The 11440-nt window shown below is 75.4% G+C and carries 13 protein-coding genes; 6 read left to right on the plus strand and 7 right to left on the minus strand.

Features of this window, described 5'->3' with window-relative positions:
* Nucleotides 1-350 precede the first annotated feature (350 nt).
* Both WAB14_RS18025 and panB read left to right on the plus strand, forming a co-directional pair.
* A complete protein-coding gene (locus tag WAB14_RS18025; RefSeq protein WP_340271731.1) occupies nt 351-2111 on the plus strand; it encodes an NAD+ synthase in 1761 nt (586 codons plus the stop codon).
* A 22-nt stretch (nt 2112-2133) separates the two neighbouring features.
* On the plus strand, nt 2134-2967 hold the full coding sequence (gene panB, locus WAB14_RS18030) for a 3-methyl-2-oxobutanoate hydroxymethyltransferase (protein WP_340271732.1): 834 nt from the start codon (nt 2134-2136) through the stop codon (nt 2965-2967).
* A 16-nt stretch (nt 2968-2983) separates the two neighbouring features.
* Here panB and WAB14_RS18035 read toward each other — a convergent pair whose 3' ends face one another.
* Nucleotides 2984-3181, minus strand: a complete 198-nt coding sequence (locus tag WAB14_RS18035; protein ID WP_340271733.1) for an SPOR domain-containing protein — start codon at nt 3179-3181, stop codon at nt 2984-2986.
* 187 nt (nt 3182-3368) lie between these two features.
* Here WAB14_RS18035 and WAB14_RS18040 point away from each other — a divergent pair, with 187 nt between their 5' ends.
* Genes WAB14_RS18040 through WAB14_RS18055 form a run of 4 tightly spaced genes read left to right on the plus strand, consistent with a single transcriptional unit; the run spans nt 3369 to nt 5909 of the window.
* Nucleotides 3369-3863, plus strand: coding sequence for an Hsp20/alpha crystallin family protein (locus tag WAB14_RS18040; protein WP_340271734.1), 495 nt, complete (start codon nt 3369-3371; stop codon nt 3861-3863).
* A gap of 44 nt (nt 3864-3907) precedes the next feature.
* Nucleotides 3908-4843, plus strand: coding sequence for a type I methionyl aminopeptidase (gene map / locus WAB14_RS18045; RefSeq protein WP_340271735.1), 936 nt, complete (start codon nt 3908-3910; stop codon nt 4841-4843).
* Nucleotides 4840-5646 carry a polyphosphate--glucose phosphotransferase gene (gene ppgK / locus WAB14_RS18050; RefSeq protein ID WP_340271736.1) on the plus strand — a complete coding sequence of 269 codons (807 nt, stop codon included), beginning with the start codon at nt 4840-4842 and terminating at the stop codon, nt 5644-5646. The genes map and ppgK overlap by 4 nt, the downstream gene beginning before the upstream one ends.
* Nucleotides 5643-5909 carry a DUF3467 domain-containing protein gene (locus WAB14_RS18055; RefSeq protein ID WP_340271737.1) on the plus strand — a complete coding sequence of 89 codons (267 nt, stop codon included), beginning with the start codon at nt 5643-5645 and terminating at the stop codon, nt 5907-5909. The genes ppgK and WAB14_RS18055 overlap by 4 nt, the downstream gene beginning before the upstream one ends.
* On the opposite strand, the gene WAB14_RS18060 is transcribed toward WAB14_RS18055, so the two are convergent.
* From WAB14_RS18060 to WAB14_RS18085, 6 genes are all read right to left on the minus strand, one after another.
* On the minus strand, nt 5851-7308 hold the full coding sequence (locus tag WAB14_RS18060) for an alkaline phosphatase family protein (protein ID WP_340271738.1): 1458 nt from the start codon (nt 7306-7308) through the stop codon (nt 5851-5853). The genes WAB14_RS18055 and WAB14_RS18060 overlap by 59 nt on opposite strands.
* Nucleotides 7305-8558 (minus strand): metabolite traffic protein EboE, encoded by a 1254-nt coding sequence (gene eboE / locus WAB14_RS18065; RefSeq protein ID WP_340271739.1) that lies wholly within the window; start codon nt 8556-8558, stop codon nt 7305-7307. Before eboE ends, WAB14_RS18060 begins: the two co-directional genes overlap by 4 nt.
* 3 nt (nt 8559-8561) lie before the next feature.
* A complete protein-coding gene (locus WAB14_RS18070) occupies nt 8562-9419 on the minus strand; it encodes a TatD family hydrolase (protein ID WP_340271740.1) in 858 nt (285 codons plus the stop codon).
* The gene (locus WAB14_RS18075; protein WP_340271741.1) at nt 9419-10219 is read right to left on the minus strand and encodes an EboA domain-containing protein; all 801 of its coding nucleotides are present in this window, start codon (nt 10217-10219) and stop codon (nt 9419-9421) included. The genes WAB14_RS18070 and WAB14_RS18075 overlap by 1 nt, the downstream gene beginning before the upstream one ends.
* The gene (locus WAB14_RS18080; RefSeq protein ID WP_340271742.1) at nt 10216-11178 is read right to left on the minus strand and encodes a sugar phosphate isomerase/epimerase family protein; all 963 of its coding nucleotides are present in this window, start codon (nt 11176-11178) and stop codon (nt 10216-10218) included. The genes WAB14_RS18075 and WAB14_RS18080 overlap by 4 nt, the downstream gene beginning before the upstream one ends.
* Nucleotides 11175-11440: hypothetical protein (locus WAB14_RS18085; RefSeq protein WP_340271743.1), on the minus strand; the 266-nt coding region annotated here is incomplete at its 5' end. The genes WAB14_RS18085 and WAB14_RS18080, both read right to left, overlap by 4 nt.

Here is an 11440-nt window from a genome sequence, read left to right on the forward strand (position 1 = left end):
TCGCACGGCGGACGGCCCCGGGACCCGAGTCGACACGGGACATGCGACCGACGGCGGTGCCCCCATGTCGACCGCCATCCGGCGACGGCGCTCGTCCGAGGACGAGCGACCCTGCCAGTTCCGTCCCCTCGTCCCGGCAGACCCGTCCGGTGGCGCACCTCGGACCGGTCCCTCATCCGACGCCTCAGAGCCCCGGCGCCCGCAGGTCCCTGTAGGCGCGCGGATCACGAGGCGCCCTGCCGGCACCCCATGGACCGCCCTCCCGTGCGCCGCCCACCTCCCCGTCCACGCACCCGACGTGGCTCCCCCGCGGCACGAGCCGGTGTCCGCCTGCGCCGTAGCCTGACCCCGTGCCCCGCCTGCGTATCGCCCTCGCCCAGGTCGACACGGTCGTCGGGGACCTGCCCGGCAACGTCGAGCGTCTCCGTGCCGCGGTCCGGGAGGCGGCGGCCGCCGACGCCGACCTCGTCGCCTTCCCCGAGATGTCCCTCACCGGCTACCCGGTGGAGGACCTCGCGCTCCGCCCGGCCTTCGTCGCCGCCTCGCGTGAGGCCGTCACCGACCTCGCCCGGCTCGTCGCCGACGACGGCAACGGGGACCTCGTGGTCGTCGTCGGCTACCTCGACCAGGACGTCGACGCCGCCGGCCAGGACCCCAACCGAACCGGGCGGCCACCGCTCGCGAGCCAGAACTGCGCGGCGGTCCTCCACCGCGGCGAGGTGGTCGCCCGCTACGCGAAGAACCACCTGCCGAACTACGGCGTCTTCGACGAGCGCCGCATCTTCGTGCCCGGCACGCACGGGCAGCGGGTGAACGTCCGCGGTGTCGACGTCGCCCTGCTCGTCTGCGAGGACCTGTGGCGCGACGGCGGTGTCACCGCGCAGCTGGCCGCCGCGGAGCACGACCCGGGTCTCGTGCTCGTGCTCAACGCGAGCCCGTACGAGCGGGGCAAGGACGACGTCCGCTACGAGCTGTGCCGGTCGCGTGCGGTCGAGACCGGCTGCGCGGTCGCGTACGTCAACGCCGTCGGCGGGCAGGACGAGCTCGTCTTCGACGGCGACTCGATGGTCGTCGGCGCCGACGGGACCCTGGTCACGCGGGCGCCGCAGTTCGTCGAGCACCTCCTCGTCCTCGACCTCGACCTCCCGTCGGGCGCCGACGAGGCCGGGCCCGGTCGGCTCTACGACCGGGTGACGCTGCGGGCGGGCGACCCCCGGCCCGGCGACGCACGGCCGCTCGTCCCCCCGCCCGCACCACCCCTGCCGGAGTGCGAGGAGGTCTACCGCGCCCTCGTCCTCGGCCTGCGGGCGTACGCGACGAAGAACGGGTTCCGCTCCGTCGTGCTGGGGCTGTCCGGCGGGATCGACTCCGCCCTCGTCGCCACCCTCGCGGTCGACGCGCTCGGCGCCGACGCCGTCCACACGGTGTCGCTGCCGAGCCGGTACTCCTCGCAGCACTCCCTCGACGACGCCGCCGAGCTCGCCCGCCGCCAGGGCACCCGGCACCGGGTCGTCGCCATCGCCGACATGGTCGAGCCGTTCGTCGGCGGGCTCGATCTCACGGGGCTCGCGGAGGAGAACGTGCAGTCCCGCGTCCGGGGGGTCGTCCTCATGGCGCTGAGCAACGCCGAGGGCCACCTCGTGCTCGCCCCCGGCAACAAGAGCGAGCTCGCCACGGGCTACTCCACGATCTACGGGGACGCGGTCGGCGGCTTCGCGCCCATCAAGGACGTCCCGAAGACGCTCGTGTGGCGGCTCGCGCGCTGGCGGAACGAGCAGGCGACCGCCCGGGGCGAGGTGCCGCCGGTGCCCGAGGCGAGCATCGAGAAGCCGCCCTCGGCCGAGCTCGCGCCGGGACAGCTCGACAGCGACTCCCTGCCGGACTACGAGCTGCTCGACGAGCTCGTCGACGGCTACGTCGTCGGCGACCTCGGGCGCGAGGCCCTCGTCGCGCGGGGCGCGGACGCCGAGGTCGTCGACCACGTCGTCCGCCTCGTCGACCGCGCCGAGTGGAAGCGCCGGCAGTACCCGCCGGGCCCGAAGATCAGCCCGAAGGCGTTCGGCCGGGACCGTCGCCTGCCCGTCACGACCCGCTGGCAGGAGCGCAGCTGAGGCTCTGCCAGCATTGCCGACCATGGACGCCCCCGCCGCCGACCGTCCCCCGCACCAGCCGCGGCAGGTGCGCACCCTCCACCTGCAGCGGTGGAAGGCCGAGGGCCGGCGCTGGGCGATGCTCACCGCCTACGACGCCATGACGGCACGCGTGCTGGAGGAGGCGGGCATCCCCGTGCTGCTGGTCGGCGACTCGGCCGCCGGGGTCGTCTACGGCTACGACACCTCCATCCCCGTGACGATGGAGGAGCTGCTGCCGCTCGTCGGCGCGGTGGCCCGCGCCACCCACCGCCCGCTCGTCGTCGCGGACCTGCCCTTCGGCTCGTTCGAGTCCTCCGACGCCCAGGCCGTCGACAGCGCCGTCCGGCTGATGAAGGCGGGCGCCAACGCCGTGAAGCTCGAGGGCGGGGCGCGGCGCGCGGGCCGGGTCGAGGCGATCGTGACGGCCGGCATCCCCGTCATGGGGCACATCGGGTTCACCGCGCAGGCGGAGCACGCCATCGGCGGCTACCGGGTCGCGGGCCGCGGGGAGGCCGCTGACCAGGTCGTCGAGGACGCGCGTGCGATCGCCGCCGCCGGGGCGTTCTCGATGGTCGTCGAGATGGTGACGCTCCCCGTCGCGCGACGGGTGCAGGACGCCGTCGACATCCCCACCATCGGCATCGGCTCCGGTCCGGACCTCGACGCCCAGGTCCTCGTCTGGCAGGACATGGCGGGCCTCAACGACGACCGGCGGTACCGGTTCGTCAAGCGCTACGCCGACCTGCGCGAGCAGCTGCGAGGGGCCGCCGAGGCGTACGCCGCCGACGTCGAGTCGGGGGTCTTCCCCGGCCCGGAGCACGCCTTCGACGCCTGAGCGGGGACCCGCGGGCTCAGCGTCCGCCGCGCTCCCAGCGCTCGTCCTCCTCGTCCCACCGCTCGTTGCGCGCCGCGGCCGTCTCCAGTGCGGCAGCGGCGGCCTCGCGCGTGGGGTACGGCCCGATGAGGTCGGTGTAGTGGGACTGACGCCCCTCCTCCACCTGCTTGGTCCGGGTGTTGAACCAGAACTCGCGCTCACCGTCGTCGCTCATGCCCCCAAGTCTGCGTTCCTGCCGACGTCCGGGCCAGAGGTCGACTGTCCTGTCGGGAAGGCGGAGCGCTGGTCAGAACATTGAGCGGACCCGACGCAAGTCGGACTTGAGCGAGAGCCGCTCAAGTCCTATCCTCACTGCGTGGTCCCGGAGGGGCCGGGACCTCGTTCTCCGCAGGAGGTCTGCCATGGCCGTCGGCCGTTCCTTCTTCACCGACATCGACCGGGTCTTCGAGGACATGACCCGGGGCATGGGCGGTGCACCGGTGGGCTTCGGTGCCGTCGACGCCGCGCTCGACGTCGACTCGGGCCGGCTCACCGCCCGCTTCGACCTGCCGGGCGTGGACCGCGACTCGCTGTCCGTCCGCGTCGCCGGTGACGCGCTCGTCGTGGAGGCGCTCCGCTCCCCCGTCGAGCTCCAGCGCCGCCACAAGGTGCTCGCCGCCGAGCGCAGCACCGGGCAGGTGCGGCGGGTGTTCCGCACCGGGCTCAACCTCGACGCCGACTCCGTGACGGCGCGCTTCGAGGACGGCGTCCTCGAGGTCGAGGCCGGCACACGCGCCCCCGGCCGCACCGTGCAGGTGTCGTTCGCCGGCGCGCGTGACACCGGGGAGCAGCACTCGATCGTGTCCGGCGAGAGCAGCGAAGGCACCCACGAGCGCGGCGACGAGCAGCGCTCCTGAGCGCGAGGACCTGCCCGGCCGCACCGCCCGCCTAGACTCGCCGCATGCCGACGAGCACCGAGCGGGCCCCGGTGCGGCCGGGCAGGGTGAGCGCGCGACGCCCCGTCCCCCCGCAGATCCGACGCCCCGAGTACGTCGACCGGCCGCGAGCGGCGCGCTGGACCGGCGGTGAGATCAAGGACGCGGCGACCGTCGCGGCCATGCGCGAGGCCTGCCGGCTGGCGGCCGACGCGCTGCAGGCCGTCGGTCGGGCCGTCGCGCCCGGTGTCACCACCGAGGAGCTCGACGAGGTCGGCCACGAGTACCTCGTCTCGCGCGGCGCGTACCCCTCGACCCTCGGCTACCCGGGCCACGGCGCCCCGCCGTTCCCGAAGTCGCTGTGCACGTCGGTCAACGAGGTCATCTGCCACGGCATCCCCGACGACACCGCCCTGACGGCCGGCGACATCGTCAACGTCGACATCACCGCCTACCTCGTGACGAACGGGATCGCGGTCCACGGCGACACCAACGCGACCTTCCTCGTCGGCGGCGACGACGCCGTCAGCGAGGACGTGCGGCTGCTCGTCGAGCGCACCCGCGAGGCGACGCTGCGCGGCATCCGCGCCGCGCTGCCCGGGCGGCGGCTCAACGTCATCGGCCGGGTCATCGAGAAGTACGCCGACCGGTTCGGGTACGGCGACGTCGCCGCGTTCACCGGCCACGGCATCGGCGAGGCCTTCCACTCCGGGATCGTCGTGCCGCACTACGACGCCGCCCCCGACTACGACACGCTCATCGAGCCCGGCATGACGTTCACCGTCGAGCCGATGCTCACCCTCGGTGCCTCCCAGCACGTCCTGTGGGACGACGGGTGGACGGCGGTGACGGTCGACGGCTCGTGGAGCGCCCAGTTCGAGCACACCGTCCTCATCACGGAGTCGGGCCCGGAGATCCTCACGGTCCCGACCGACGGCGACGCCCCGGGAGGCCTGCTGTGAGCCGGTACGCGCTCGGCGTCGACATCGGCGGGTCCGGCATCAAGGCCGCGGTCGTCGACGTCGACGCCGGCGAGCTCGCGGCCGACCGGGTGCGGGAGAAGACCCCGAAGGGCGCGCGACCGGGCGACGTCGCCGAGGTCGCGGCGTCCGTGGTCCAGCAGGTCCTCGCCGCCGGCCCGGAGCCGACGACCGGCCCGACGGTCGGCGTCGGGTTCCCCGCCGTCGTGCAGCACGGCGTCACCCGGACGGCCGCGAACGTCCACGACGACTGGGTCGACGCGCCCGCCGCGCGGCTGCTCACCGAGGCGCTCGGGCGCCCGGCCGTCGTCGCCAACGACGCCGACGTCGCCGGTCTCGCGGAGGTGCGCTTCGGCGCGGGCCGCGACGTCGAGGGCACGATCGTCGTCACGACGCTCGGCACGGGTATCGGCAGCGCCCTGTTCGTCGACGGCCGGCTCGTGCCGAACACCGAGTTCGGTCACCTCGAGATCGACGGCGAGGACGCCGAGAAGGGCGCGGCCGACAGCGCCCGCGAGCGCGAGGACCTGTCGTGGAAGGACTGGGCCAGGCGGCTCCAGCGCTACTACGCCCTCCTCGAGCTGCTGCTCCAGCCGGACCTCATCATCGTCGGCGGCGGGGTGAGCAAGAAGCACGACAAGTTCCTGCCGCTGCTGGAGCTGCGCACGCCGCTCGTGCCGGCGGAGCTGCGCAACGAGGCAGGCATCATCGGGGCGGCCGTCATGGCCGCCGAGCTCGACACCGGCGGCCGTACCGACGACACCCCGGCGCGGGACGTCGCATGAGCGACCAGCCGAGCGTGCCCCAGATCCGCGTGACGCTGCCGGACGAGCTCGCCGGCGGGCACTACGCCGACTTCGTGCGGGTGTGGCACGGCAAGGACATCTTCACCCTCGACTTCGCCGCGCTCCTCGCCCCGCCCGGCCCGGACGGGACCACCGCGCGGGTCGTGTCCCGTGTCCGGATCCCGCCGAGCCAGGTCTTCGAGATCATGAAGGCGCTCGAGCGGTCACTGACGGCGTGGGAGTCCGACCAGCAGCGAGGCTGACGGTCGAACCGCCGCCGACCGGCGGGAGGCCGCCTGCCGCGAGGACGAGGTCGCGCACCTCGGTCGCCTCGACCCGCTCCCGGGCCAGCGCCGGGTCGCTGCACAGCAGGAGCGGCGCGTCGTCGGCTCCACCGGTCGCGTCCGGCAGGCGACCGTGGCTGCCCCGGACCCACCGCGGGTCCAGCGGCACGACGTCCATCGCGTACCGCAGCCCCAGCTTCTTGCGGACCAGCTGCAGGCCCGCCCGTGCCTTCGCGGTCCGGTCGGCGGGGTCGAAGAAGAGCTCCGCCGGGTCGTAGCCGGGCTTGCGGTGGATCTCGACGCCCCGAGCGAAGTCGGGGGCGCGGGCGTCGTCGAGCCAGTAGTAGTACGTGAACCACGCGTCCGGCTCCGCGACGAGCACGAGCTCCCCGGCCCGCTCGTGGTCCAGGCCCGCCGCCCGCTTCCCCGGGCCGTCGAGCACCTGCTCGACGCCCGGCACCTCGCGCAGGAGCGCGGCGACCCGCTCGACGTCGTCGGCGTCGCGGACGTAGACGTGTGCGACCTGGTGGTCGGCGACGGCGAACGCCCGGGAGGTCCACGGGTCCAGGTACTCCATGCCCGCCTGGGTGTGGACCTCGAGCAGGCCCTCACGGCGCAGCACGCGGTTGACGTCGACGGGCCGGGACACCTCGGTGATGCCGTACTCCGACAGCGCGACGACCGTGACGCCCTGGTCGCGGGCGTCGTCGAGGAGCGGGGCGAGCGCGGCGTCGAGGTCGGCGGCCGCGCGGCGCGCCTGCCGGGACCGGGGCCCGTGGCGCTGCAGGTCGTAGTCGAGGTGCGGCACGTAGGCCATCGTGAGGTCGGCGCCCGGCATGAGCCCCCGGGTCGCCCCCACGATCCAGCGGGTCGACTCGATCGACGCGGTGGGCCCCCAGTACGTGAAGAGGGGGAACTCGCCGAGCTCCGCGACGAGCTCGTCGTGGAGCGCGGGCGGGCGCACGTAGCAGTCCGGCGACTTGCGGCCGTCCGCGTGGTAGATCGGCCGTGGCGTCACCGTGACGTCGGTGCTCATCCCCATCGCGTACCACCAGCACACGTTGACGGCGCGGTAGCCCGGCACGTGCCGTCGGGCGGTCTCCCACACCTTCTCCCCGCCGACGAGCCGGTTGTGCTGGCGCCACAGGTGCACCTCCCCGAGGTCGCGGAAGTACCAGCCGTTCCCCACGGCCCCGTGCTCCGCCGGCGGCAGACCCGTGAGGAACGTCGACTGCGCGCTGCACGTGACGGCGGGCAGCACGGTGCCGAGCGGGGCCGAGAACCCCGCGTCGGCGACCTGCCGCAGGCGCGGCATGTCGGTGAGCGCCCGCGGGGTGAGGCCGACGACGTCGAGCAGGAGCACGGGGGTGGGAGTCATGCGACCTCCGTCGCGGTAGGGCAGGTGAGCCGGTCACGGACCCACGCGAGCTCGGCGGCCACGCCGTCCGCGAGGCGGGTGCCGCCGGCGGCGACGCGGTGCTCGGCGGGCAGCACCGACCACGTGTAGGTCTCGACCTCGACGACGTCGACGCGGACGGGCGGAGCGGAGCCGACGACGAGGGTGTCGAGGGCCGTCTCGAGCGGTCCCGTGAGGGGGCGGGCGGGTCCGTCCCAGCGAGCGTGGAGGGGAGCGTGGACGTGGCAGCGCCACAGCCCCTCCCCCGGCAGGCACCGCAGGGCGTCGGGCACGTCGTCGACGGCGTCCATCGTGCCGTCGGCGGCGAGCTCGCGGACCTGGTGGAGGAAGCGGGCCTCGTCGAAGGCGGCGACGGCCGCGCGACCGGCGGGGTCCGCGGGCCGCTCCACGTGCACCGCCGCGGACGCCTGTAGCTTGACCACGCCGACGTCGGCGCGGGCGAGGCGCGCCGCCGCGTCCGTGAGGTCGTCGAACCCGACGGCGGAGTGGCACGTGTCGAGGCACACCCCGAGCGCGCCGTCGGCGGCGGGCGCGACGCCGTGCTCGGCGAGGAGCGCGCCGAGCCCGCGCGTGGGGTGGAGCGCGTCGTCGAGCACCTCCCACACGCAGCCCGGCTCGGGCTCGAACCCGACGCGCACCCGCCGGCCGGTGGCCTCGGCGAGGCGACGCAGTCCCGTGTCGAGAGCGGCGAGGTGCGCCCCGGCGGCGGCCCGGCGGTCGTCGTCCCAGGGCTCGCGCCACGCCAGCGGGAGGGTGCTGACGGTGCCGGTGGCGACGTCGTCGGGCAGGAGCGCCGTGAGGACGCGGGCGCAGGTGAGCGTGTGGGCGAGGCGCTCGGGCGCCGTCCAGTCCGGGTGGTAGACGGCCCGCTTGTCGCGCTGGCCGTGGAAGTCGCCGTAGGGGAACGCGTTGAGCGTGACGACCTCGAGCCCGAGCCGGTCGAGCGTCTCCCGCAGGGTGCGGAGCGGACCGCCCGCGGGACCGCCTGCGTCGGCGTCCGCGGCGAGCGAGTCGGCGACGTCGGCGGGCAGCCACAGCCCCACCCCGAGCGGCTCCCCCGCGGCGGTGAGCCCGAGGGCGTCACGGACGGCGGCGGCGTGCTCCTCGAGCTGGGCGAGGATGCCGTCGTCGCCCTCGAGCCGCGTGGCGGGGTGGACGTTCGTGCAGTAGGCGACGTGGACGGTGGAGCCGTCGGGGCGGGTGAGCCTCACGGGTCAGGCCCGGGGGCCGCGCATGACGGAGGACCCGGCGAACTCCTCGCCGAGCTCGGTGCGGACGTCGTCGAGCAGCAGGCGGCCGCTGCGGCCGTAGAACTCGACGGGGTTGCGCCACAGGACCTGGTCGACGTCGTCGTCCGTGAAGCCCGCCTCGAGCATGGCGCGGCCGACGGCGACGGTCTTGAGCGGGTCGCTGCGGCCCCAGTCGGCGGCGGAGTTGACGAGGACCCGGTCGAGGCCGCGCTGCTGGAGGATCCGGACCATCCGGTGCTCGTCCATCTTGGTGTCGGGGTAGACGGAGAAGCCGAGCCAGCAGCCGGCGTCGTCCACGGCCTGCAGGGTCGTCTCGTTGAGGTGGTCGACGACCACGGCGGCGGGGTCGATGCCGGACTCCGCGACCAGCTCGAGGGTGCGGCGGGTGCCGGCCGCCTTGTCCCGGTGCGGGGTGTGAACGAGCGCGGGCAGGTCGTGCTCGACGGCGAGGCGGAGCTGGACGCGGAACGCGTCCTCCTCGGCCGCCGTCATGGAGTCGAACCCGATCTCCCCCACCGCGACGACCCCGTCCTTCTCCAGGTAGCGGGGCAGCACGTCGAGGACCGGCGTGCACCGGGGGTCGTTCGCCTCCTTGGGGTTGAGGGCGAGGGTGCAGTGGTGCGCGACCCCGAACTGGGAGGCGCGGAAGCGCTCCCAGCCGAGGAGGGAGTCGAAGTAGTCGACGAACGACCCGACGCCGGTCCGCGGCTGCCCGAGCCAGAACGACGGCTCGACGACGGCGACCACGCCCGCGGCGTGCATCGCCTCGTAGTCGTCGGTCGTGCGGGACGTCATGTGGATGTGGGGGTCGAGGATGCGCATCAGGTGGTCTCCGTGACGTGCCGGTGGGGGTCGAGGAGGGCACGGGCCGCGGCCGCTGCCGCCCTCCTGTCGGCGTAGGCGGCGTGGCAGGGGTCGTCGAGGCGCGCCTGCGCGAGGGCCGGGTGCCCGGCGGGCAGGACCGCGGGCACGTCGACCGGGACCGGCCGCCCCGCCGCGACCCGCTCCGCCACGTAGCGCGCCGCCATCGCGGCGAGGGCGTCGTCGCGTCGGCGCTCGAGGTCGGCGACGTGCTCGAGCGGCACCCCGACGAAGAGGCACTTGAGCACCGCCTGCCGCCACTGGACCGCGTCGAGGTGTGCCGCGCAGGGGCCGACGGACGCCGCGACGAGGCGCACGTCGTTCGTCCGCAGGGCGTCGGCGACGAGGTCGGCCCCGTCCGGCCCGCCGAGGCCCGGCAGCGCCGCCAGACCGCGGAGCACCCCGCGCCGCTCGGCGGCGTCGCCGAGGTCGTAGAGCTCGCGCAGCGCCGGACCCGCCGGGGCGACGTCGCGCACGAGTACCGCCCGGGCGAGGTCGTCGACGCCGCCGTGGAGGGCGAGCACCGGCTCGAGGTCGCCCGGCGGGGGTGGTGCGAGCGGGGCGCGCCCGACGGCGCGGGCGACACCGGGGAAGCGGCTGGTCAGCGCGCGCACCGGGTCGTCCGCGGCCGTGACCCGCGCGTGCAGCTGCTGCCACGCCTGTCGCGCGGCCGGGTCGAGGCGCTCCTGCAGCGCCGCGTCCCAGCCGGCCGGCCGCTCCCACGCCGCGGCGCTCCAGCCGGCGCTCCGTCCGTCGCTCATCGCAGCGCCTCCGACAGGCGACCCGTGCCGCTGCGGACGTCGACCACGGAGCGGGACCCGGCGGCCGGGTCCGTGAGGGCGCGGTCGAGCGCGGCCCGGCTCCGCCGCGCCGTCTCCGGCCCCGCGTGCGAGTGCCGTGGCAGCTCGACGGCCGCCATGCCCGTGTAGCCCAGCGCCACGAGGGTGCGGAGGACGTCGGCGAGGTCGACGTCGCCCTCCCCGAACGGCAGGTGCTCGTGGACGCCGGGACGCATGTCGTCGAGCTGGACGTTCGCGAGGAGGTCGCCGGCCAGACGGAGGGTCTCGGCGGGGTCCTGCGGCTCGTTGCACACCGCGTGCCCGACGTCGACGGTGAGCCCGAGGGCCGACGGGCGGCCGAGGGCGTCGACGACGGCGAGGGCGTCCCCGATGGTGGCGACGTGGTGCCCCGGCTCGGGCTCCAGGGACAGCACGACACCGGCGGCGGCGGCCTCGGGCAGCAGCGTCTCCAGCGACCGCAGCAGCCGGTCGGTGGCGACGTCCGCCGTGGTGCCGACGGGACGCACCCCGCTCCAGAAGGACACGACCGGCGCCCCGAGGCCCGCGGCGACGCGGACCGCGCGTCGCAGGAGCTCGATGCGGCGGGAGCGGCCGTCCGCCCCGACGAGCGTCGGCTCGTGCTTCCGGAACGGGTCGAGGACGTACCGCCCACCGGTCTCCACGACCGCCCGCAGGCCGCGGACCTCCAGCGCCCTGCGGACGGCGAGGGTGCGCCGGGTGAGGTCGTCGCCGAACGGGTCGAGGTGGTGGTGGTCGAGGGTGAGACCGACCCCGCCGTAGCCGAGCGCCGCCACGACGTCGAGGGCCTCGGGGAGGCGGTGGTCGGCGAGCCCGTTCGTGCCGTACCCGAGGGTGAACGGCAGGTCCGCGCCCCCGGTCGCCGCATCCGGCGTCGCGCCCCGGGTCCGGTTCCCGCTCATGTCGCGCTCCCCCACCGGCGGAGCCGGCCGCCGAGCCGCCCGAACGCGACCACGGCGCCGGCCTGCACGGGCCGACCGAGCCCCGCGAGGAGCCCGCCCTGCAGCGCCACGAGCGCGGCGAGGCCGGCGAGGGTCGCGCGACGGGCGTCGCCCGCGTCGCCGGTCCGGCCGGCACGGGCCTGCGCGGGCACGACGGAGCCGACGTGCCCGGCACCTGCGGCGAGCGCGAGGGCGGCGTGCCCTGCGGCCTGCCACGGCCGGC

The organism is Aquipuribacter nitratireducens, from assembly GCF_037860835.1.
Lineage (GTDB): Bacteria > Actinomycetota > Actinomycetes > Actinomycetales > JBBAYJ01 > Aquipuribacter > Aquipuribacter nitratireducens.